Origin of the sequence: Pseudomonas laurylsulfatiphila (assembly GCF_002934665.1) — a bacterium.
In the GTDB taxonomy this organism is placed as follows: Bacteria; Pseudomonadota; Gammaproteobacteria; order Pseudomonadales; family Pseudomonadaceae; genus Aquipseudomonas; species Aquipseudomonas laurylsulfatiphila.
In genome coordinates, this window is the sequence record NZ_NIRS01000004.1 from 700,142 (window position 1) to 722,605 (window position 22,464).

General features: G+C 61.1%; 22 protein-coding genes. All 22 read right to left on the reverse strand.

Features of this window, described 5'->3' with window-relative positions; all coding sequences use genetic code 11:
• The 22 genes from flhA to CD175_RS18170 all read right to left on the reverse strand — a co-directional run bounded on the left by flhA (nucleotide 1) and on the right by CD175_RS18170 (nucleotide 22,296).
• Nucleotides 1-2,130 (reverse strand): flagellar biosynthesis protein FlhA, encoded by a 2,130-nt coding sequence (gene flhA, locus CD175_RS18065; protein ID WP_104449904.1) that lies wholly within the window; start codon nucleotides 2,128-2,130, stop codon nucleotides 1-3.
• 343 nt (nucleotides 2,131-2,473) lie between these two features.
• Complete coding sequence (gene flhB, locus CD175_RS18070) at nucleotides 2,474-3,613, reverse strand: flagellar biosynthesis protein FlhB (protein WP_104449905.1); 1,140 nt, start codon at nucleotides 3,611-3,613, stop codon at nucleotides 2,474-2,476.
• A 3-nt stretch (nucleotides 3,614-3,616) separates the two neighbouring features.
• Entirely contained in the window at nucleotides 3,617-4,402 is a 786-nt protein-coding gene (gene fliR / locus CD175_RS18075; protein ID WP_104449906.1) for a flagellar biosynthetic protein FliR, read from the reverse strand.
• Between the two features lie 3 nt (nucleotides 4,403-4,405).
• Nucleotides 4,406-4,675 carry a flagellar biosynthesis protein FliQ gene (gene fliQ / locus CD175_RS18080; RefSeq protein ID WP_007975354.1) on the reverse strand — a complete coding sequence of 90 codons (270 nt, stop codon included), beginning with the start codon at nucleotides 4,673-4,675 and terminating at the stop codon, nucleotides 4,406-4,408.
• Nucleotides 4,672-5,430 (reverse strand): flagellar type III secretion system pore protein FliP, encoded by a 759-nt coding sequence (gene fliP, locus CD175_RS18085; RefSeq protein ID WP_090324267.1) that lies wholly within the window; start codon nucleotides 5,428-5,430, stop codon nucleotides 4,672-4,674. The genes fliQ and fliP overlap by 4 nt, the downstream gene beginning before the upstream one ends.
• On the reverse strand, nucleotides 5,430-5,885 hold the full coding sequence (gene fliO / locus CD175_RS18090) for a flagellar biosynthetic protein FliO (protein WP_104449907.1): 456 nt from the start codon (nucleotides 5,883-5,885) through the stop codon (nucleotides 5,430-5,432). Before fliO ends, fliP begins: the two co-directional genes overlap by 1 nt.
• Complete coding sequence (fliN, locus tag CD175_RS18095) at nucleotides 5,886-6,332, reverse strand: flagellar motor switch protein FliN (protein WP_015096241.1); 447 nt, start codon at nucleotides 6,330-6,332, stop codon at nucleotides 5,886-5,888.
• A gap of 67 nt (nucleotides 6,333-6,399) precedes the next feature.
• Nucleotides 6,400-7,368, reverse strand: a complete 969-nt coding sequence (gene fliM, locus CD175_RS18100) for a flagellar motor switch protein FliM (RefSeq protein ID WP_103394738.1) — start codon at nucleotides 7,366-7,368, stop codon at nucleotides 6,400-6,402.
• A 9-nt stretch (nucleotides 7,369-7,377) separates the two neighbouring features.
• The gene (gene fliL / locus CD175_RS18105) at nucleotides 7,378-7,881 is read right to left on the reverse strand and encodes a flagellar basal body-associated protein FliL (protein ID WP_104449908.1); all 504 of its coding nucleotides are present in this window, start codon (nucleotides 7,879-7,881) and stop codon (nucleotides 7,378-7,380) included.
• A gap of 208 nt (nucleotides 7,882-8,089) precedes the next feature.
• The gene (locus tag CD175_RS18110; RefSeq protein ID WP_104449909.1) at nucleotides 8,090-9,463 is read right to left on the reverse strand and encodes a flagellar hook-length control protein FliK; all 1,374 of its coding nucleotides are present in this window, start codon (nucleotides 9,461-9,463) and stop codon (nucleotides 8,090-8,092) included.
• A 100-nt stretch (nucleotides 9,464-9,563) separates the two neighbouring features.
• Nucleotides 9,564-9,863 carry an Hpt domain-containing protein gene (locus CD175_RS18115; RefSeq protein WP_104449977.1) on the reverse strand — a complete coding sequence of 100 codons (300 nt, stop codon included), beginning with the start codon at nucleotides 9,861-9,863 and terminating at the stop codon, nucleotides 9,564-9,566.
• Nucleotides 9,864-9,947: 84 nt separating this feature from the next.
• Entirely contained in the window at nucleotides 9,948-11,654 is a 1,707-nt protein-coding gene (locus tag CD175_RS18120; protein ID WP_104449910.1) for an ATP-binding SpoIIE family protein phosphatase, read from the reverse strand.
• A 5-nt stretch (nucleotides 11,655-11,659) separates the two neighbouring features.
• Nucleotides 11,660-11,959 carry an STAS domain-containing protein gene (locus CD175_RS18125; protein WP_104449911.1) on the reverse strand — a complete coding sequence of 100 codons (300 nt, stop codon included), beginning with the start codon at nucleotides 11,957-11,959 and terminating at the stop codon, nucleotides 11,660-11,662.
• Nucleotides 11,960-12,097: 138 nt separating this feature from the next.
• Nucleotides 12,098-12,547, reverse strand: coding sequence for a flagellar export protein FliJ (gene fliJ / locus CD175_RS18130; protein WP_102699429.1), 450 nt, complete (start codon nucleotides 12,545-12,547; stop codon nucleotides 12,098-12,100).
• A 6-nt stretch (nucleotides 12,548-12,553) separates the two neighbouring features.
• The gene (gene fliI, locus CD175_RS18135; protein ID WP_104449912.1) at nucleotides 12,554-13,912 is read right to left on the reverse strand and encodes a flagellar protein export ATPase FliI; all 1,359 of its coding nucleotides are present in this window, start codon (nucleotides 13,910-13,912) and stop codon (nucleotides 12,554-12,556) included.
• Nucleotides 13,902-14,699: a flagellar assembly protein FliH gene (gene fliH, locus CD175_RS18140; protein ID WP_104449913.1), complete on the reverse strand. Its 798-nt coding sequence runs from the start codon at nucleotides 14,697-14,699 to the stop codon at nucleotides 13,902-13,904. Before fliH ends, fliI begins: the two co-directional genes overlap by 11 nt.
• Before the next feature lie 4 nt (nucleotides 14,700-14,703).
• Entirely contained in the window at nucleotides 14,704-15,723 is a 1,020-nt protein-coding gene (fliG, locus tag CD175_RS18145) for a flagellar motor switch protein FliG (protein WP_007983391.1), read from the reverse strand.
• Nucleotides 15,716-17,503, reverse strand: a complete 1,788-nt coding sequence (gene fliF, locus CD175_RS18150) for a flagellar basal-body MS-ring/collar protein FliF (protein WP_104449914.1) — start codon at nucleotides 17,501-17,503, stop codon at nucleotides 15,716-15,718. The genes fliG and fliF overlap by 8 nt, the downstream gene beginning before the upstream one ends.
• A 16-nt stretch (nucleotides 17,504-17,519) precedes the next feature.
• Nucleotides 17,520-17,846, reverse strand: coding sequence for a flagellar hook-basal body complex protein FliE (gene fliE, locus CD175_RS18155; protein ID WP_007975335.1), 327 nt, complete (start codon nucleotides 17,844-17,846; stop codon nucleotides 17,520-17,522).
• 249 nt (nucleotides 17,847-18,095) lie between these two features.
• Nucleotides 18,096-19,481: a sigma-54-dependent response regulator transcription factor FleR gene (gene fleR, locus CD175_RS18160; RefSeq protein WP_104449915.1), complete on the reverse strand. Its 1,386-nt coding sequence runs from the start codon at nucleotides 19,479-19,481 to the stop codon at nucleotides 18,096-18,098.
• Nucleotides 19,482-19,486: 5 nt separating this feature from the next.
• Nucleotides 19,487-20,692: a sensor histidine kinase gene (locus tag CD175_RS18165; RefSeq protein WP_167399543.1), complete on the reverse strand. Its 1,206-nt coding sequence runs from the start codon at nucleotides 20,690-20,692 to the stop codon at nucleotides 19,487-19,489.
• A gap of 128 nt (nucleotides 20,693-20,820) precedes the next feature.
• Nucleotides 20,821-22,296: a sigma-54 dependent transcriptional regulator gene (locus tag CD175_RS18170; protein ID WP_102699435.1), complete on the reverse strand. Its 1,476-nt coding sequence runs from the start codon at nucleotides 22,294-22,296 to the stop codon at nucleotides 20,821-20,823.
• Nucleotides 22,297-22,464 lie beyond the last annotated feature (168 nt).

Below are 22,464 nucleotides of genomic sequence, written 5' to 3' on the forward strand. Positions count from 1 at the left end.
TCAGCCGTTGGGCCCTACTGTCGCAACGATGGTCACTTGCTTGTTGTCAGGGATTTCCTGGTAAGACAACACGTGCAAACCCGGGACTGCGAGCCGACCGAATCGCGAGAGCATCGCGCGAACCGGACCGGCCACCAGCAGAATCACCGGTTGACCTTGCATCTCCTGGCGCTGCGCCGCGTCGATCAGCGAGCGCTGCAGTTTCTCAGCCATGCTTGGCTCCAGCAGAACGCCCTCTTCCGAGCCTTGTCCTGCCTTTTGCAGACTATTGAGCAATATCTGTTCCAACCTTGGCTCCAGCGTGATAACTGGCAGCTCCGACTCAGTCCCTACAATGCTTTGGACGATTGCACGGGAGACGCCAACCCGCACGGCAGCCACCAGCGCGGCGGTATCTTGACTCTTGGCGGCATTGTTGGCGATGGCCTCGGCAATGCTGCGGATATCGCGAACAGGTACTTGCTCGGCCAACAGCGCTTGCAACACCTTGAGCAGTTGCGACAGCGAAACCACGCCCGGCACCAGCTCTTCCGCCAGTTTCGGCGAGCTTTTGGCCAGCAATTGCATGAGTTGCTGCACTTCTTCGTGACCGATCAGTTCACTGGAATGCTTGTAGAGTATCTGGTTCAAGTGGGTGGCCACCACTGTGCTGGCATCGACCACCGTGTAACCGAGGGACTGCGCCTGGGCACGCTGGCTGATTTCGATCCAGACCGCCTCCAGGCCGAAAGCCGGATCTTTGGCGGTAATGCCGTTGAGCGTACCGTAGACCTGCCCTGGGTTGATCGCCAGCTCGCGATCCGGGTAAATCTCCGCCTCCGCCAGGATCACCCCCATCAGGGTCAGGCGATAGGCACTCGGCGCCAGGTCGAGGTTGTCACGGATATGCACGGTCGGCATCAGGAAGCCCAGATCCTGAGACAGCTTCTTGCGCACACCCTTGATCCGCGCCAGCAACTGACCGCCCTGGTTGCGGTCCACCAGCGGAATCAGGCGATAGCCCACTTCCAGGCCGATCATGTCGATGGGCGTCACGTCATCCCAGCCAAGCTCCTTGGTTTCCTGGGCCCGGGCTGGCGACGGCAGCAGCTCCTGCTGGCGCTTGACCTCTTGCAGGGCCTGCACCTTGACGAGGTTTTGCTTTCTCCAGAACAGGTACGCACCACCCGCCGCCAGTGCAGCCATGGTCAGGAAGGAAAAATGCGGCATGCCGGGCACCAGACCCATCACCGCCATCAGGCCGGCCGAAACGGCCAAGGCTTTAGGCGAGGCGAACATCTGGCGATTGATTTGCTTGCCCATGTCTTCCGAACCGGAAGCACGGGTCACCATGATCGCCGCTGCTGTCGATAACAACAGTGATGGCAATTGCGCCACCAAACCGTCACCGATGGTCAACAGCGCGTACACCTTGCCGGCGTCGGCAAAGGTCATGTTGTGCTGGAAGATACCGACCGCCATGCCGCCGATCAGGTTGATGAACAGGATCAACAGGCCGGCAATCGCGTCACCACGGACGAATTTGCTGGCACCGTCCATGGAACCGTAGAACTCGGCTTCCTGGGCGACTTCCGAGCGGCGGGCCTTGGCCTGGGCCTGATCGATCAGGCCGGCGTTGAGGTCGGCGTCGATCGCCATTTGCTTGCCGGGCATCGCATCGAGGGTGAAACGCGCGCTCACCTCGGAAATCCGCCCCGCACCCTTGGTCACCACGACGAAGTTGATGATCATCAGGATCGCGAAGACCACGATACCCACTACGTAGTTACCGCCGATCACCACCTCGCCGAACGCCTGGATCACCTTGCCGGCGGCCGCGTGACCGTCCTGGCCGTGGAGCATCACCACCCGCGTGGAGGCCACGTTCAATGCCAGGCGCAACAGCGTCGCCACCAGCAGGATGGTCGGAAACACCGCGAAATCCAGCGGGCGCAAGGCGTAGACGCACACCAGCAGCACGACGATGGACAGGGCAATGTTGAAGGTGAAGAACACGTCGAGCAGGAACGGCGGCACCGGCAACATCATCATCGCCAGCATGACCAGCAGCAACAGCGGCACGCCCAGATTGCCTCGACTGAGGTCGGCAATGTTGCTGCGGGCACTGTTGATTAACTGAGAGCGATCCACCGGTTTTCCCCGTTCCTTTAAAGCAAACTTTTGACGCCTGAAGCAGGCGCAGGGCGGCTACTGCAAGAAGCTTTCCAACTTTTGCAAAGGCTTGGAATAGAGGTTTTCGCTGGTAAAAAAGATCGCAGCCTTCGGCAGCTCCTACAGGAGATCGGCCTGAACCTGCAGGAGCTGCCGAAGGCTGCGATCAGGCACAGGGCGGCTACGGCAAGAAGCTTTCCAACTTTTGCAAAGGCCTGGAATAGAGGTTTTCGCTGGTAAAAAAGATCGCAGCCTTCGGCAGCTCCTACAGGAGATCGGTGTGGACCTGTAGGAGCTGCCGAAGGCTGCGATCTTTTGATTCTCAAGAATCGCGGCGCAAATCCGGTGGAATCGGCAGGTCATCCTTGAGCGGATCAGGCCGCTTGCCCTTGCCCGCCCGGTACTGTCGAATCTGATAGACGTAGGCCAGTACCTGCGCAACCGCCAGATAGAGCCCGCCGGGGATTTCCTGCTCCAATTCGGTGGAGTAATAAATCGAACGCGCCAGCGCCGGCGACTCCAGCAACAGGATCTCGTTGGCCGCGGCGATCTCGCGGATCTTCAGGGCCAGGAAGTCACTGCCCTTGGCCAGCAACACCGGCGCATTGCCCTTCTCCGGATCGTACTTGAGCGCCACGGCGTAGTGGGTCGGGTTGGTGATGACCACATCCGCCTCGGGAATCGCCGCCATCATCCGCCGCTGGGACATCTCACGCTGCAGCTGTCGAATCCGCTGCTTGACCTCCGGCCGTCCTTCCTGATCCTTGTGCTCGTCACGCACTTCCTGCTTGGTCATCTTCAGTTTCTTGATGCTTTCCCACAGCTGTATCGGCACATCCACGGCGGCGATAATGACCAGCCCGCAGGCCATCCACAGCGTGCTCCAGCCAACCACTTGCAGGCTGTGGGTGATTGCCCGGTCCAGTGGCTCATGAGCGATACGCAACAGATCGTCGATATCCGCCGACAACACCACAAGGGCCACGAACAGGACGATGAAGAACTTCGCCAGCGCCTTGAGCAGTTCGGCCACAGCCTTGCCCGAGAACATGCGCTTGAGGCCGGCACCAGGGTTCATACGGCTGAACTTCGGCGCCATGGTGCCGGCGGAGAACAGCCAGCCGCCGAGGGAGATCGGCCCGATCAACGCCGCCAGGAGCAAGGTGATCATCACCGGCTGAATCGCCAGCAAGGCAATCTGTCCCGAGTGCAGCAGATAGGTTCCCATCGCACGCTGATCCAGCACCACGTCGCGCGACAGGGAAAAGTTCAGGCGCATCAGGTCCATCATCTCCTGGGCAAGTGCCCCACCGAAGACCAGCAGCGCACCGGCACCGGCGAGCATGATCGCCAGGGTGTTGAGCTCCTTGGAGCGGGCAATCTCACCCTTTTCACGGGCGTCCTTTTTCTTTTTATCCGTGGGGTCTTCTGTTTTGTCCTGACCGCTTTCGCTCTCAGCCATGACTCAGCGCGCCTTTGCCAGTTCGCGTAAAAACTGCAGGGCCTCGGTGGCCAGCGGTTGATACTGATTAACGATGTCCGCCAGCCCGACCCAGACGATGAACAGCCCGAGCACCAGGGTCAGGGGGAAGCCGATGGAGAAGATGTTCAACTGCGGTGCGGCGCGGGTCATCACGCCAAACGCGATGTTGACCACCAGCAGCGCGGTGATCGCCGGCAGCACCAGCAACAGCGCCGCGCCGAGCACCCAGCCGAGTTTGCCGGCCAGCTCCCAGAAATGATTGACCATCAAGCCGCTGCCGACAGGCAGCGTAGTGAAGCTTTCGGTGAGCACCTCGAACACCACCAGATGACCGTTCATGGCCAGGAACATCAGTGTCACCAGCATGGTGAAAAACTGCCCGATCACCGCCACCGACACACCGTTGGTAGGGTCAACCATCGAGGCAAAGCCCATGCCCATCTGGATCGCGACAATCTGCCCCGCCACCACGAAAGCCTGGAAAAACAGCAGCAGGGAGAAGCCCAGTATCGCGCCGACAAGGATCTGCTCGGCAATCAGCAGCAGCGCGCTCAAATCCAGCGCGTTCACTGGCGGCATCGGTGGCAGCCCCGGCGCGATGACCACGGTGATGGCAAGGGCGAAATACAGTCGGATGCGCCGGGGTACCAGGGAGGTGCCGAACACCGGCATGACCATCAGCAAGGTACCGATGCGGAACAGCGGCAACATGAACGTCGCGACCCAAGTGCTGATCTGGGTATCCGTCAACTGCAGCAGCGATGACATGGCTTAGCCGATGACCTGCGGAATACTGCCGTACAGCTGCTGGATGTATTCCATGAAGGTCTGCACCAGCCACGGGCCGGCGACGATCAGCGTCACCAGCATCACCAACAGACGCGGCAGGAAACTGAGAGTCTGTTCGTTGATCTGGGTGGCCGCCTGGAACATGGCCACCAACAGCCCCACCAGCAAACTTGGAATCACCAGCACGGCCACCATCAACGTGGTCAGCCACAGCGCTTCACGAAAGATGTCGACCGCAACTTCCGGCGTCATGGCGAGACACCGCCGAAGCTGCTGGCCAAGGTGCCGATGATCAATGCCCAGCCATCCACCAGCACGAACAACATGATCTTGAACGGCAGGGAAATGATCAGCGGCGAGAGCATCATCATACCCATGGCCATCAGCACACTGGCCACGACCAGGTCGATGATCAGGAACGGAATGAAGATCATGAAGCCGATCTGGAACGCCGTTTTCAGTTCGGAAGTCACGAAGGCCGGCACCAGGATGGTCAACGGCGCCTGATCCGGTGTCGCGATGTCAGTGCGCTTGGACAGGCGCATGAACAGCTCCAGGTCGCTGGTGCGGGTCTGGGCGAGCATGAAATCCTTGATCGGCACCTGCGCCTTGGCGACCGCATCCTGGGCCGTCAGTTTTTCCGCCAGATACGGTTGCAAGGCATCCTGGTTCACCCGATCGAACACCGGCGCCATGATGAACAGGGTCAGGAACAGCGCCATGCCGGTGAGGATCTGGTTCGACGGCGTCTGCTGCAGGCCCAGCGCCTGGCGCAGGATCGAGAAGACAATGATGATCCGGGTGAAGCTGGTCATCAGCATGACAAACGCCGGGATAAAACTCAGCGCGGTCATGATCAGCAGGATTTGCAGGCTGACCGAGTATTCCTGCGCACCCTGCGCATTGGTGCCCAGGGTGATGGCCGGGATCGACAGCGGATCGGCGGCGAATGCCAGCGGCGCGGCCAGCATCAGGGCCAGCGTCAAGACGATGCGTAGCGCACCCATTACTTCTTATCCTTCTGATCTTTACCCAGCATCTCCAGCAGGCGCTGCGCAAACTCCGGCGTCGGCTTCTCGGTGCTCGGCACCTGCACCGGCTCCTTGAGGACGTGCAGCGCAGTGATGCTGCCAGGGCTCAGGCCGAGCAGAATCTGCTCATTGCCGACCTGCACCAGCATCAGACGGTCGCGAGGCCCCAGCGCGCGGGAGCCGACAATCTCGATCACCTGTCCCTTGCCGGCCGGACCGGCCTGCTGGACCCGACGCAGCAACCAGGCGAGGAGAAAGATCAGCCCGAGCACCAGCAGCAGGCCGAACACCAGTTGCGTCAACTGGCCACCCACCCCGCTGCTCACCGCCGGCGCGGCAGCCGTGGCCGCCGTTGCAACCGGTTCGGCCGCCAGCACGCTGAACGACATGGTCAGCGCGCCCCCCAGCACAGCCCCGAGAAACTTTTTCACTCAGCGCAGCTTCTTGATGCGTTCGCTTGGGCTGATCACGTCCGTCAGGCGGATGCCGAACTTCTCGTTGACCACCACCACTTCGCCGTGGGCGATGAGCGTGCCGTTGACCAGCACGTCCAGCGGCTCGCCGGCCAGGCGATCCAGCTCGATCACCGAACCCTGGTTCAGTTGCAGCAGGTTGCGGATGTTGATGTCGGTGCTGCCCACTTCCATGGAAATCGACACTGGGATATCGAGGATCACGTCCAGGTTCGGGCCTTCGAGGCTCACCGGATCGTTGTTTTTCGGCACGCTGCCGAACTCTTCCATTGGCAGGCGGTTGGACGCGGAGTTGCCGGAATCGGCGGCGAGCAATGCGTCGATGTCGGCCTGCCCGGCATCACCGGTTTCTTCCAGGGCCGCGGCCCACTCATCGGCCAGGGCCTGGTCGTCTTGCGTGTTCATAGTGTCAGTGTCCTCGGCGAGCAAAAGTTCAGAATTCGGTTAATCGCGAATGGGGTAGGAGCGCCGGTCAACGGCGCTCGATCGGCTCGATCACTTGCAACGCCAGGTTGCCCTTGTGCGAACCCATCTTGACCTTGAAGGCCGGCACGCCGTTGGCGCGCATGATCATTTCTTCCGGCATGTCGACCGGAATCACATCCCCCGGCTGCATGTGCAGGATGTCGCGCAGGCGCAGTTGACGACGGGCCACCGTCGCACCGATCGGCACGTCGACGTCGAGCACGTCCTGGCGCAGGGCGTTGACCCAGCGCTCGTCCTGGTCGTCGAGGTCCGACTGGAAGCCGGCGTCGAGCATCTCGCGCACCGGCTCGATCATCGAGTACGGCATGGTCACGTGCAGGTCGCCGCCACCACCATCGAGTTCGATGTGGAAGGTCGACACCACAATGGCTTCGCTCGGGCCGACGATGTTGGCCATGGCCGGGTTCACTTCGGAGTTGATGTACTCGAAGTTGACTTCCATAATCGCCTGCCAGGCTTCCTTCAGGTCGACGAACGCCTGTTCCAGCACCATGCGTACCACACGCAGTTCGGTCGGGGTGAATTCACGCCCTTCGATCTTGGCGTGCCGGCCGTCGCCACCGAAGAAGTTGTCCACCAGCTTGAACACCAGCTTGGCGTCGAGAATGAACAACGCGGTGCCACGCAAGGGTTTGATCTTGACCAGGTTGAGACTGGTCGGCACGTACAGCGAGTGCACGTATTCACCAAACTTCATCACCTGCACGCCGCCGACCGCCACGTCTGCTGAACGACGCAGCATGTTGAACATACTGATGCGGGTATAGCGGGCGAAACGCTCGTTGATCATTTCCAGGGTCGGCATGCGTCCACGGACGATGCGATCCTGGCTGGTCAGGTCGTAGCTTTTGACGGTGCCGGGTTCGGCAGCGTTTTCGGTCTGTACCAGACCATCGTCGACGCCATGCAGCAGCGCGTCGATCTCATCCTGGGACAGCAGGTCCTGCACGGCCATGTCGTGTTCCTACTGCAGTACGAAATTAGTGAAAAGCAACTGTTCGACCACCACTTTGCCGAGCTCTTTCTGCGCCACTTCCTGGACGCTGGCGGTGGCCTTCTGACGCAGCATTTCCTGACCGACCGGCGACGCGAGGGTTGCAAAGTCCTGCCCGGAGAACAGCATGACCAGGTTGTTGCGGATCACCGGCATATGGACCTTGAGTGCATCCACATCTGCCTGGTTGCGGCCGAGCATGGTGATGCTCACCTGCATATAGCGCTGGCGGCCGTTCTGGTTGAAGTTGGCCACGAAAGCCGGCGCCATCGACTCGAAAATCGCCGGCTGTTTGCCGACGGGAGCGGTTTGCGCTACGTCGGCGGCAGGCTTGCTCTGAGCGCTGTGCATGAAGTACCAGGTCGCGCCCACGGACACACCGATCGCCAGCAGCAGGGCCACCACGATCAGGATGATCAGCTTGAGTTTGCCTTTCGATGCGGGGTCTTTTACTGCTGCGTCGCTCTTCGCCATGCCAATAATCCGTCACTATTCGGGGTTTCACAGTCGCACGGCAAGGCAAGAGCAAGTGTTATGCCAGAACGGCTGGAGGAGAAATGGGCTGCGGCTGGCTGAAGCCGGAAATCAAAAGATCGCAGCCTTCGGCAGCTCCTACAGGATGTACACATTCCAATGTAGGAGCTGCCGAAGGCTGCGATCTTTCAGAGGGCGCCGCAAATGATCAGGCGTAATAATCGACTGCGCTTGAACCAATAACGCTGGTCACGCTGGTCGCCACCTCAGCGACGCCCGCGGTCAGGTCGTCATCCATTGAATCGACGCGGCCGCCGCTGGCGCTGGTCCGTCCGGTCTGGCTTTGCCGGGCTTGTTCCTGCCCTTGTTGCGAACCACGGGACTGGTCCGAAACGTTGACATCGACCTGCCCCATGCCCTGCTGCGCAAACATGTCGCGCAAGCGATGGACCTGGCTATCCAGCGCCTCACGGACGCCCGGATGCGCACTCATGAACGTGACCTGGGTCTGCTGATCGGGAACCATGTTCACCCGAATGTCCAGACGCCCCAGCTCAGCGGGCTGCAACTGGATGTCCGCGGCCTTGAGGTTGGCACTGGAGAGGTACATGACCCGGTTCACCACATCTTCGGTCCAGCCGCTCTGGTGCATAGCGATCGGCTGGTTCACCGGCAAGGCATTGGCTGTCTTCGGTGTGGCCGCCTGGGTCAGCGCGGCCAGACGGTTGGCGAAATCATCGACACGGGTATCGCTGACGGCAGACTTGAGATCTTTCAGACCGTCGTCGATCAAGCCGCTGAAAGCCTTGTCGTCACCTTTGCCGGCACTGTCCTTGTCGGCCTGAACATCCAGTAGGGTCGACATGCCAGCGGCAAAGTTTTGCGCCGACGTCAGCTCACCGTCAGCCTGGACTTGCGCCTGTGTCGGTGCGGCCTTTGGCTGCGCCTGACTGGAAGCCGACACGTGACCGCTTTGCTCCATCGCCAAGCGTAACGCCGGCAGGGCGTCGAGTGGATCGGCCTCGGGATCGAAGTCGCCGTCAGCGCGGGTCGGCGCCGAAACGCTGGTAGCCGTGATCGCCGCAGCAACCGGCGCTTCAACCGTTGGCGGCACCGCATCGGCCACGGCAGGCGCTGTTGGCGCTGGCGTTACTGGCGCGGACACCACCGGCTGTATGGCTTGCTGCCATGTGGGATCAAGCGCCGGATCGATCGGCGCGGCATCGACGACCTGAGCCGGGTCGACCTCTGCCGTATCATCGCCGGCGGTCTTGTCGCCAGCCTGCACCGATTGGTCGGCAGGCAAGGATTTGCCGCCATCGGCAACCACCGGCTCCCCGGCGGCAGACTTGTCGTCGCCAGCGTCTTTCTTTGCGCCGACAGCGGAGGTCTTGTCACGATCAGGTTTGATCGGAGCATCTGCCGTCGCAGCGGGCTTGTTTTGGGCCTGATTGGCGTAGACATGGGCGAAGCTTGCGGCCTTGTCCCCGGGCTCTGCGGCCACTGCCGGGGGATTGGCGGAGGCAGCCTGAGTCTTGGCCTGGCTGGAGGCCTGAAGCAGGATATTGGGGGTAACGGGCATGAAACGGTCTCCGCTGCACAGGGCTCGAAAGTACAGTTGGGTTAGATAACTGCAAAGGTCGAGCCAGTTTCACTCGATAGAGACCAAAAGCAGCGTTTGCTCAGATTTTCGCCGGGCAACGCTGTCGTTCAGCTTCGTACAGAGGGCGGATACCGGCGAATTCGCGGTCAATTTTGCCGACCAGCTCCAGAACGGCCGCGCATGGCAAACTGGCGGCCTGCTGTTCAAGCTGGTGGCAGAGTTCGGTCAGCTTGAGGGCCCCCATGTTACTGCTGCTGCCCTTGAAGCTATGGGCGGTTTCAACGACCAGTGCAGCACTGTCAGCCGCTCTCAAGACTTTCAGGCGCTCTTCGGAGTCCGCAAGAAAGATATCCAGCAGATCCGGATAAGCCTCTTCCATCACTTCCCGCAATGCACTCAGCACGCTGCGATCCACATGTGTGTCGTCGTCCACTTGCTCACTCCTTGATCAAGAATGCGCGGATTATGCCAGAGCCTCCCAGATAAACTCCACGCGTGCACTTCGACCATTGTCGGTCCAGCGGGCATTACGCCCCAACTGGCGGATCAGACTGATCCCGCGTCCCGACAGGCGGATGGCGTCCAAAGGCCTTTCCATCACCCGCTCGACATCGAACCCTTCACCGCTGTCTTCGACCTGAATCGTCAGGCAACCGCCGTCGTCTGTCGGCACCACCTGCAAATGGACCCGCACATAGCCTTCCTGCAGTTCGCCGAGCCGGGCATTGCGCTCTTGATAATATCGTGCAAAACCCGAGGCATTGCGCTTGAGACTCGAATCCAGCCCCAGCACGCCGTGCTCCAGCGCGTTGCAATAGAGCTCCGCCAGCACACTATAGAGCGCACCGCTCTGAGCCCGCAGACCATGCACCTCAAGCAGCAACTGCAACAGATAGGGCAAGGGATTGAATCGCTTGAGCGTGGCGGCGCGGAACTCGAAGCTCACCGACCAGTCCAGCGGGCACGACTGGCCGCTGTCGGAGTAGACCAATGCCGGTGGCGTGATCTGTTCCGGCTCCAGCAGGCTGATTTCGACCATGCTGACATCGTCGCGCGCCTCACCACCGAAATCGCGCAGCGCCTGCTCGATCTCTTCGAACAGCGCATCCGGCTGACGATTGGCGGCAAACACCTGCTGCAATCGCTGCACGCCAAACAACTGTTCATTGGCGCCGCAGGTATCGATCACCCCATCGGACAATAGGAACACCCGATCCTCGAGCGCCATGGGAAACACTTCGGTGCGCTCATCGAAGGATTCCGGGCTCAGCACCCCCAAAGGCAGGTGCCGAGCCGGCAGAGGCGTACGCTCGCCACTGGCAATGCGATGCAGGTAACCGTCGGGCATTCCACCGTTCCAGACCTCCACCGCACGACGCTGAAAACTCAGGCACAGCATCGTGGCACAGCAGAACATGTCCACCGGCAGGATGCGCTTGAGCTTGGCATTCATTTCGCGCAGGGTTTCCGCCAGGCCATAACCTTTAGCGGTCATCCCGTAGAAGACTTCGGCCAGTGGCATGGCACCCACGGCCGCCGGCAGACCGTGGCCGGTGAAGTCACCCAGCAATACGTGCATGTCGCCGGCCGGGGTGAACGCGGCCAGCAACAGGTCGCCATTGAACAGCGCATAGGGTGATTGCAGATAACGGATATTTGGCGCGGCGTTCAGGCAGCCGGCGTGCGCCACCTTGTCGAAAACCGCCTTGGCCACGCGCTGCTCGTTGAGCAGGTAGTCGTGGTGCCTGGCGATCTGGTCACGCTGCTGCAGAACGGTGTCCTGCAAGCGCCGCAAGCGATCCATCGCCTTGATCTTGGCCGCGAGAATCACCTGGTTATAGGGTTTCGCCAGAAAGTCGTCACCGCCGACCTCCAGGCAACGGGCCAGCGCCTCGCTTTCGGACAAGGACGTGAGGAAGATGATCGGCACCAGGGTTTCCCCGGCCAGGGCCTTGATTTGCCGGGCCGCCTCGAAGCCGTCCATGACCGGCATCATCGCATCCATCAACACCAGGTGCGGTTGTTGCTCGCGAAACGCGTCGACCGCTTCGGCGCCGTTGGCCGCCGTCAGCACTTCGTGCCCCTGGCGGCGCAGGATGCTCGCCAACAGCAGGCGATCGGCGGCGCTGTCCTCGGCAATCAGGATCGTCAGCGGCTCCAGTGGCTGCATGGCAATCAACTGATGTCGAACAGTTTGTCGAAGTTAGAGATGGCGAGGATTTTGCGCACGTCGGTATTGCTGTTGACCACGCGGATGTCGGAGTCATCGCCACCGGCGTGATCGCGCAGTAAAAGCAGCATGCCCAGGGCTGAGCTGTCGAGGTAAGTGGCGTCTTTCAGATCAACCACAACCGCCGATAGCGCCTTATCTTCGTAGGACTGACGAAATTCCTGATGTTTGGCGAAATCGAAACGCCCCTTGACCGAGATCGTCAGCTTTCGCCCATCGGGTGAGACTTCTGTAACAACTGGCATGTCATGGCTTCCTTGTCATTTGTAAACCTGCTTGTACAAGGTTTAGCAGTTGGTAGAGGTTGGGGCAAGGCTGGAAATGGCGCAGATCCTGTGGGAGCGTGGCTTGCCCGCGATGAACGATAACGCGGCCCACCCGATTCAATACTGATCCTGCCGCGGCAAGCGCTGTGATAATTCGTCCAACAACTTTTGCTCGCGCCGGTCTTCGAGCGCCCGCGCCTCATCGGCATAGCGCTGAACCAGCTTGCGCAGACCTTCGACTCGGGCAAATGCCTGCTGCCAGGTTTCCCGGGCCTTGTTCAGGTTGTTTTGATGCCAGGCCAGGCTTTGCCGCTGCTGGTCGATGGCCGTGCCCAGTTGCGCCAGGAAGCCCTGATACCCCAGCAACCATTGGCCCGAGACGCCGCCGCTGCCGCGTACGATCCATTGTTCCTGATAGTCGAGGCGGAAGGCTTCGAGGTCGGCGAGCTTGCTTTCCGCCAGGCGAACCTGCCCTTGAAAGTGCCCCAGGCGCTGGACCGCGGTTTTCTCGGCCTTTTCGGCCATTTCCACCACCGGCGCCAGCCTGCCTGCCCGACTCTGGGCCATGACCGCTTACCCGCCCGCCGCGGGCGCGAAGATCGAGGCGAGATACGCTTCGCTTTCGCCCAGGCTGATGCTGTCGTTGAGGCCCTGCCGCAGGTATTTGACCAGTTGCGGTTGCAGTGAAATCGCCAGGTCGGTCTCGCGATCGCCGCCGGCGACATAGGCGCCGACGCTGATCAGGTCGCGACTCTGTTGATAACGCGACCACAGCTGCTTGAAATACTGCGCACGAACCATGTGCTCCGGCGACACCACCGCCGGCATGACCCGGCTGATGGATGCTTCAATATCGATGGCCGGGTAATGTCCTTCCTCGGCCAGGCGCCGGGACAACACGATATGCCCGTCGAGTACACCCCGTGCCGAGTCGGCAATCGGGTCCTGCTGGTCGTCGCCTTCGGACAGCACGGTGTAGAACGCGGTGATCGAACCACCGCCCTTCTCCGCGTTACCGGCCCGCTCCACCAGTTTCGGCAGTTTGGCGAACACCGATGGCGGATAGCCCTTGGTCGCCGGTGGCTCGCCGATGGCCAGGGCGATTTCCCGCTGGGCCTGGGCAAAACGGGTCAGGGAATCCATCAGCAACAGGACATTCTTGCCCTTGTCGCGGAAATATTCGGCGATGCGCGTGCAGTACATGGCGGCGCGCAGTCGCATCAGCGGCGCATCGTCCGCCGGGGACGCCACCACCACTGAACGCTTGAGTCCTTCTTCACCGAGGATGTGCTCGATGAATTCCTTGACCTCACGACCCCGCTCACCGATCAGTCCGACGACGATAATGTCGGCCTCGGTAAAGCGCGTCATCATCCCCAGCAACACCGATTTACCGACACCGGTACCAGCAAACAGGCCGAGCCGCTGACCACGACCGACCGTCAACATGCCGTTGATGCAACGGATGCCCACGTCCAGCGGCTCGCTGATCGGCTCGCGCTTGAGCGGGTTGATGGTCGGGCCGTCCATCGGCACCCAGTCTTCGGCCTTCATCCCGCCCTTGCCGTCCAGTGCGCGACCGGCACCGTCGAGCACCCGTCCGAGCATGCTCATGCCCATGGGCAGGCGACCGGTATCCGCCAGGGGCACCACTCGGGCGCCGGGGGCGATGCCGGCGACACTGCCGACCGGCATCAGAAAGACTTTGCTGCCAGAGAAACCCATGACCTCGGCTTCCACCTGCACCGGGTGATAGCTGTCGTCATTGATGACCATGCAGCGGCTGCCCATGGCGGCGCGCAGGCCTTCGGCTTCGAGGGTCAGGCCGACCATGCGCAGCAGGCGGCCTTCGAGGATCGGTGCGCCCTCCAGTCCCGTGGCCTCGGCGTAGCTGCCCAGGCGTTTGGCGAAACTGGTGCGTTCAAGGCGCATCGGGGACATCCGGAGCCGGAGCGCCCGCAGGCTTGCCTTCGATCGGCAGTTCCAGGCTCAGGTCCGGCGCAGCCGGGTGCAAGGCCTGCTCGTGCAGCTGATCGAACAGCTTGTCCATCACCCGCGCGACGCGGGTTTCCACCGTGGCATCGATACGGCTGTGTTCTGTCTCGACCCGGCAACCGCCGGGCAACAACGACTCGTCTTCGACGATGCGCCAGGTTTCTTCATGGCGTTCGCGCAGGGCTTTGACCTGTTCGAAATCCTGCGGGTTGATGTACAGCCGCACATTGCCCACGCCCAGCGGCAAGAGCTTCAGTGCATCGCGCATGACGTGTTCGATCTGCGTCGAGTCGATGGCCAGTTCGCGCTGGATCACCTGTCTGGTGATGTGTTGCACGAGGTCGACCAGGGACTTTTCGATCTGGGTGTCCTGTTCGGCGATGGGCTCGAACAGGTGGGTCATCAATTGCTCCAGCGCCGCGATCTTGGCGGTCAGGGCCACTTCGGCTTCCTGGCGGACCTTGAGCGTGGTGCTGTGGAAACCTTCCTTCTCACCCACCGCGAAACCTTCGTTGTAGGCTTCCTGGCGAATGCTTTCGAGTTCTTCGAGGGTCAGTGGCTGGACTTCCTCCAGCGGCACTTCCTCCATTTCCGGCGGCTCAGGTTCCGGTTCAGGCTCCGGCTCGGGTTCCGGCGGGTCGAAACTGGGCAGCGCCCAGGTATCGAAGCCACTGACATCCCTGGCCCGGATCAGGTCAGTGGGTGCATCATCATTCTTGACCATGGTGTTAGATCATTTCCTCGCCGCCCTTGCCGCCGAGAACGATTTCTCCGGCTTCGGCCATACGGCGGGCGATGGTGAGGATTTCCTTCTGCGCGGTTTCCACATCGCTGACGCGCACCGGGCCCTTGGCTTCCAGGTCGTCGCGCAACAGTTCGGCGGCACGTTTGGACATGTTCTTGAAGATCTTCTCCTTGACGCCTTCGTCCGACCCCTTGAGGGCCAGCACCAGTACATCGGAGGACACCTCGCGGAGCAGCGCCTGGATGCCGCGGTCGTCGACATCGGCCAGGTTGTTGAACACGAACATGAGGTCTTCGATCTGACCGGACAGGTCTTCGTCGACTTCGCGGATCGAATCCATGAGCTGGCCTTCGATCGAGCTGTCGAGGAAGTTCATGATGTCCGCCGCCCGCTTGATGCCACCCAGGGTGGTGCGCGAGGCATTCGAGTTGCCGGAGAACTGCTTCTCGAGAATCTGGTTGAGTTCTTTCAGGGCTGCCGGTTGCACGGTGTTCAGCGAGGACACGCGCAGGATGATGTCCAGTCGCACCTTGTGGTCGAAGTTGCCGAGTACTTCACCGGCCTGGTCCGGATCGAGGTAGGCCACCACGATCGCCTGGATCTGCGGGTGCTCATAACGGATCACGTCGGCGACGGCGCGCGGCTCCATCCACTTCAGGCTGTCGAGGCCGCTGGTGTTGCCACCCAGCAGGATGCGGTCGATCAGGCCGTTGGCCTTGTCTTCGCCCAGGGCCTGGGTGAGCATTTTGCGCACATAGTCGTCGGAGCCGACGCCCAGGCTGGTCTGGTCGCCGACGATATCGACGAACTCGCTCATCACCTGCTCGACCTGCTCACGGTGCACATTACCCATCTGGGCCATGGCCACGCCCACGCGCTGAACCTCTTTGGGGCCCATGTGGCGCAGTACCTGGGCCGCATCGGTGGAGCCCAGGGACAGCAACAGGATTGCGGCTTTGTCGACCTTGGACAGTTTGGCGGCAACGGCTCGGTTATCACTCATCTGCGTTAATCCACTCTTTCACGACCTGGGCCACACGACCCGGGTCTTCGGCCACCAGACTCTTGATTGCGTTCAACTGAGCGTCATAACCCTCGCTCGGGCTCGGCAGCAGAATGCTGGTCGGACCACCGAGGCTGACACGGTCGTTGGCCAGCTCACCATCCAGACCGCCCATGCCACCCAACTCGACGTCGCTGCCGATACCGGCCAGCTGCTTGCCTTTGCCGCCACCGGTGATGTTGTTGAGCACCGGACGCAGGACACCGAACACCAGCACCAGAATGAACAGCACACCCAGCACTTGCTTGACGATGTCCCAGAACCACGGCTGGGAGTAGAACGGAATATCGGCAATCACCTCGCCGCGCTCGGCGGAGAACGGCATGTTGATCACACTGACGCTGTCGCCACGGCTGGCATCGAAGCCGACCGCATCCTGCACCAGACGGGTGAAGCGCGCCAATTCATCGGCGGTCCACGGCGCACGGCTGGTTTCGCCGTTGGCCGGGTTGATCTTGACCTGATCATCGACCACCACCGACACCGACAGGCGATTCAACCGGCCCTGCTGCTGCTTGGTGTGGCTGATGGAACGGTCGAGTTCGAAGTTCTTGGTCGATTGTTGACGCTTGTCCGCAGGGTACGGAGCAAGCATCGGCTGGCCGGTGGCCGGGTCCATGATTTGCTGGCCGTTGGCGTCGATCAGAGGCTGCCCTGGCTGCACCATGCCGGCCGACGCAGTCGCGCCACCGGTGGTTTGCGGCGCGGAGGCCGGCGATGGCGGCTGGTTGCTCAAGGCACCCGGCACGCCTTGCGGGCCGTTGCTGGCGGTACGTTGTTCGTTGACCGACTGCTCGCTGCGTAACGCCGGTTGATCCGGATTGAACTGCTCGGACGTCGACTCGACCGCACTGAAGTCCACATCGGCGGACACTTCGGCTTTGTAGCGATCGTTGCCCAGCACCGGCTGCAGGATGTTGTGCACGCGCTGGGTGAGCATGCTTTCCATGCGACGGCTGTAGTCGAACTGCTTGCCGGCCATGGTCAGCTCGGAGTTCTCCGCCTGATCCGAGAGCAGGTTGCCCTTCTGGTCGACGACGGTGATCTGCGACTTGCTGAGTTCGGGAACGCTGGTCGCCACCAGGTTGATGATCGCCACGACCTGGCCTGGCTCGAGGGAGCGACCGGAATAGAGTTCAACCAGCACCGATGCACTCGGCTTGCGCTCGTCGCGCACGAACACCGAACTCTTCGGGATCGCCAGGTGCACGCGGGCTCCCTTGACGTTGTTCAGGCTGGAAATGGTGCGGGCCAGTTCGCCTTCGAGGCCGCGACGATAGCGGGTCGCTTCCATGAACTGACTGGTACCCAGCCCTTGTTCCTTGTCGAGGATTTCAAAACCGATGTTGCCGTCGCTGGGAGTGACACCAGCGCCCGCGAGTTTGAGCCGCGCACGGGACAGGTCATCGGCCTTGACCAGCAAGGCACCGGAATTGGGTTCGACGGTGTACGGAATATCGGCGGAGGCCAGGGTATCCATGACCTGCTTGGCGTCCATACCGGCAAGGCTGCCGTACAGAGGCCGGTAGTCCGGCTGTTGAGACCACAACACCACGGCAAAACCAATCGCCACGCTCGCCGCCAGACCGACCAACAGGCCCACCTGACGCAACATGGTCATCTCGGAGAGGTTTTCCAGGAAGGACAACCCGAACAGCGGCGGTTTGCCGTCTATTGGAGTGGCCTTGGCCGGAACATTATCGGCGACTGCTTCTGCCATGACTCAATCTCGTCCTTTAAACCGGCATCTGCATGATGTCTTGGTAGGCCTGTACCAGCTTGTTGCGCACCTGGGTCAACGCCTGGAATGACACACTGGCCTTCTGCGAGGAAATCATCACGTCTGTCAGGTCGACGCCGCTTTTGCCGATTTCGAAGGCGCTGGCCAACTGAGTGGAAGCCTGTTGGGTGTCGTTCACTTTATTGACGGCCTGGCCGAGCATGTCGGAAAAGCTGCTGCCCGACACTTCAGGGACAGCAGTCGCTTTCGGCGCAGACATGGCATCCATTTGCATGGCGCGCATATCCAGCATCAACCGATTGAATTCAATACCTTGGCTCATGGTCTCTCTCTTTGACGACCCGCAATTTTTTGACACTCACTCGGCGGGTTATGAGGTGTTAGCAACAAGGGTGCCAGCTCCATGGCTGCTCCAAACAAAAGCTCTTTGCCCCGCAAATCACTGCAAAAACTGTGGGAGCGAGCCTGCTCGCGAAGAGGGAGCGTCAGTCGACATTCATGTACCTGACACACCGCCTTCGCGAGCAGGCTCGCTCCCACAGTTTTAGATCGGCGTTGTGTGCATCTACTTTCAGGTGGCGAATAAATACGCTTCCACATCCATGCCGGCATCGCGCATCTGCGCCAGCTTGTAGCGCAGGGTTCGCGGGCTGATCCCCAGGCGCTCGGCTGCCTCTTTGCGCCGACCGCGCTCGGCGCGCAGGGTATCGATGATCATCTGGAACTCACGGCGACGCAGGTCATCACCCAGCGCACCGGCCGACTCGGACTCGACCTCCACAGGCCGCACCGGGGCCGCAACCGACACTGGCAACGGAGCGCAGGCCACCGGCCCGGCCAGGCAGAAGTCCTGCGGCTGGATCACACCGCCCTGTTGCAAAATCAGCGCGCGTTGAATCGCGTTGTCCAGTTCACGCACGTTACCTGGCCACGGATAACCGATCAGGCACGCCTGAGCCTCGGGCGACAGCCTGGCAGCCGAATGCTTCATCTTATTGACGTGTTTGGCCAAAAGACGCTCGGCCAACGGCAGAATGTCAGCGGTACGCTCGCGCAGCGGACGCCAGGCCAGCGGAAACACCGACAGGCGATAATAGAGATCTTCGCGAAAGCGCCCCGCCGCCACTTCACCCGCCAGGTCGCGGTTGGTGGTTGCGACCACGCGAATATCCAGCGCGATCGGTTTACGCGCCCCAACCCTCTCGACCTCGCGCTCCTGCAGTACACGCAGCAATTTGGCCTGGAGCCCCAGGGGCATTTCGGAAATTTCGTCGAGCAGCAGGGTGCCGCCGTCGGCCTGCTCGAACTTGCCGGCTTGCGCGGCAATGGCGCCGGTAAAGGAACCCTTCTCGTGACCGAACAACGTCGCTTCGAGCATGTTGTCCGGGATCGCGGCGCAGTTGATCGCAATGAACGGCTGACTGGCTCGATGAGAATGCTGATGGATGTAACGCGCCAGCACCTCCTTGCCCGTGCCCGACTCACCCGAGATCAATACCGTGGAATCACTGCGCGCAACACGCGCCGCCAGCTCGAGCAACTGCGCGCTCGCCGGCTCGAACGCTACCGGCCCCTCACCCTCGGCCAGGCCAAGACTGCCCAGGGCATGGCGCGCCACCAGATCGAGCAACGCCTTGGGTTCGAATGGCTTGACCAGGTAGTCCGCCGCCCCCTGGCGCATCGCATCGACCGCACGCTCGACCGCACCGTGAGCCGTCATCAGCAACACCGGCAACTGCGGCTGCCGCGCTCGCAGCATGCCCAGCAACTGGTGACCGTCCATGCCTGGCATGTTGACGTCGCTGATCACCAGGCTGAAGGCCTCGCCGTCGACAACCGCCAGTGCCTCTTGCGCCGAACCCACCGCCTTGTATTCGTGCCCCGCGAGCAACAGCGTATCAGCCAGTGCCTCGCGCAACGCACGGTCGTCCTCGACCAACAGAACCTTGATGCCCATCTCTGTCACTCCGCTCCCTGAGCGTTGCTGAACAGCGGCAGGATCACCTGCGCGCAAGTGCCGCGACCGAGCCGCGAACGCAGCTGCAATTCTCCCTGATGCGCACGGGCCACCGCCTTGACCACGGTCAGGCCAAGGCCGGTTCCGGTGGTCTTGGTGGTAAAAAAGGGTTCGCCCAATCGCGCCAGAACCGCAGCATCGATACCCGAACCACTGTCACTGACACACAGGCGCAGGGTGTTGCCGCGGGTGTAGAGGTGAATCTTCAGGCGCAGTTGACCGGCACCGGCCTGAATGGCGTTCTCGATCAGGTTGAGGATCGCGCCGACCAGGGTGTCGCGATTGCACAGCAACTCCCCCGAATGACTGTCGCACTGCCAGCGGATCGGCAGGTCCTGCACGTGGGTCAGTGCGGCCGCCTGTAGCGATTGCATCAGTTGGCCAGGGGTTACGCGGTCGGTCAGCGGCAACTCACCGCGAGCAAACACCAGCATGTCGCGCACCTGGTGTTCGAGCTCGTGCAGGCGCTCCTTGAGACGCCCGGCAAAACGCTGCTGGGTAGCGACCGGCAACGCTTGCTCGGTCAAATGACTGGCGTACAGCAACGCGGCGGACAACGGCGTGCGTATCTGATGAGCCAAGGAAGCGACCATGCGCCCCAACGACGACAGACGCTCATGACGAGCCAATTGATCCTGCAGATGGCGGGTTTCAGTCAGGTCATTGAGCAACACCAACTGGCCAGGCTCGGCGTCCAGCGAGCGCGTGGCAATCGACAGACGCCGGCCATCCTTGAGGGAGACCTCATGGCCATCGTCTTCGCGAGGTGCAAAACAGCGGGCAATGACGTGGCGCCACAATTCACCTTCCAGCGGCAGGCCCAGCAACTCGCACGCCGCCGGATTGGCTTCGCGCACGATGCCCTGGGCGTCGATGACGATGACACCGCCGGGTAACAGATCAAGGAGGTTTTGCAGACGGTTCGCCAGGCGTTCTTTTTCCGCCAGCTCCTGCATGCGCTGGGCGCTGACCACCGCCAGTTCACCCTTGAGCTCGGTGACCCGGGCTTCAAGCATGCTGTAGGAATCGGTCAACTGACTGGACATCTGATTGAACAGCGCGAATGTCTGCTCAAGGCCCAGCCGGCTCGCCTGCTCTACGGACGACGGTTGCCGCGAAGCATCCCCAAAAGCATCTGAGGCAGGCGATATCTGGGCGGATGGGGGCATGGTGCTCTCTCGCTTGGCTGACCGTCAGTGAAACGGAACGTTGCGAGGGACAAAGCAATACCCATGCCTAAAAAAAACTTCTTATAAATGAATGGATTGAAAAACAGGCGTCAATCATCCGCCTGTTCGTCTCCATCACGACGGCTCATGCCGTACTTGCGCATCTTTTCCACCAGCGTGGTACGACGAATACGCAGGCGCTCGGCTGCGCGAGCCACGATGCCGTTGGCATCATCCAGCGCCTGCTGGATCAACCCTTGCTCCAGGCCACCGAGGTAGTCCTTCAGGTCCAGGCCCTCCGGCGGCAACATGGCGTTGGCCGTGAAGTCTTGCGTATGACCGTTGATGGCCACGCGCTCTTCCAGATCGGTGCGCAGGCTGTCGACCATTTGCTCGTCTTCATCGTCGACGTAGCGGAATTTCTTCGGCAGCTCGACCACGCCGATCACGCCGTAGGGATGCATGATCGCCATGCGCTCCACCAGGTTGGCCAGTTCACGGACGTTGCCCGGCCAGCCATGGCGGCACAGCGACATGATCGCCGCCGAGTTGAAACGGATCGAACCGCGCTTCTCGTGCTCCATGCGCGAGATCAGTTCGTTCATCAGCAGCGGAATGTCCTCGACGCGCTCTCGCAGCGGCGCCATCTCGATCGGGAATACATTCAAGCGGTAGTACAGGTCTTCGCGGAAAGTGCCGATCTCGATCATGCTTTCGAGATTCTTGTGGGTCGCGGCAATGATGCGCACGTCGACGCTCTGGGTCTTGTTGCTGCCCACGCGCTCGAAGGTGCGCTCCTGCAATACGCGCAGCAGCTTGACCTGCATCGGCAGCGGCATGTCGCCGATTTCATCGAGGAACAGGGTGCCGCCATTGGCCAGCTCGAATCGACCGGCACGGCTGGTGATTGCTCCGGTGAAGGCGCCCTTCTCATGACCGAACAATTCGCTTTCCAGCAACTCGGCCGGGATCGCACCGCAGTTGACCGGCACGAACGGCGCTTCGCGGCGCTTGGAATGGTAATGCAGGTTGCGCGCAACCACTTCCTTGCCGGTGCCGGACTCACCGAGGATCAGCACGCTGGCATCGGTATCGGCGACTTGTTGCATCATCTGGCGGACGTGCTGGATCGCCCGGCTGGTGCCGACAAGACTGCGGAAAAGATTGGGCTCGCGATGACGACCACGCTCGCGGGCCTGGTCGTACATCTCGCGATAGACCTGGGCACGGTGCAGCGAATCGAGCAGCTTGCTGTAGCTGGGCGGCATTTCGAGGGTCGAAAGTACCCGGCGACGCTGGTCTTCTGGCAGGTCAATGGAAGAATTATCGCCCATTAACAAAACCGGAAGGAACTCATCCCAGGTCGAGAGTGTCTTAAGCAAGCCCAGAAGTGCACCAGGAGCGTTGACCGTCCCGATCAGGACACAGATTACTTCACGACTTGACGACAAAGAGCCGACAGCCTGCTGCCAGTCATGGCTACCGCAGGGTAAATTTTCTTCGCCGAGAAAATTTAAAATCACCGCCAGATCGCGGCGGCGGACGCTATCGTCATCAATCAGCAGAATTTTGGTTTCACGCCACATGCAATAGCAACTTCCCTAGTCAACTCAATGCCCAAAATGCTGGGGCAAGCTAAACGCTTGCAGGCCTGATATGCCTGAAGACGACTGAATTCTGGAACCAGCCACTAGTTAAGTCAAAAAACCGCGCACAGTCAAATTTATGGCGCATTATGTTTGGATTAACTGGCG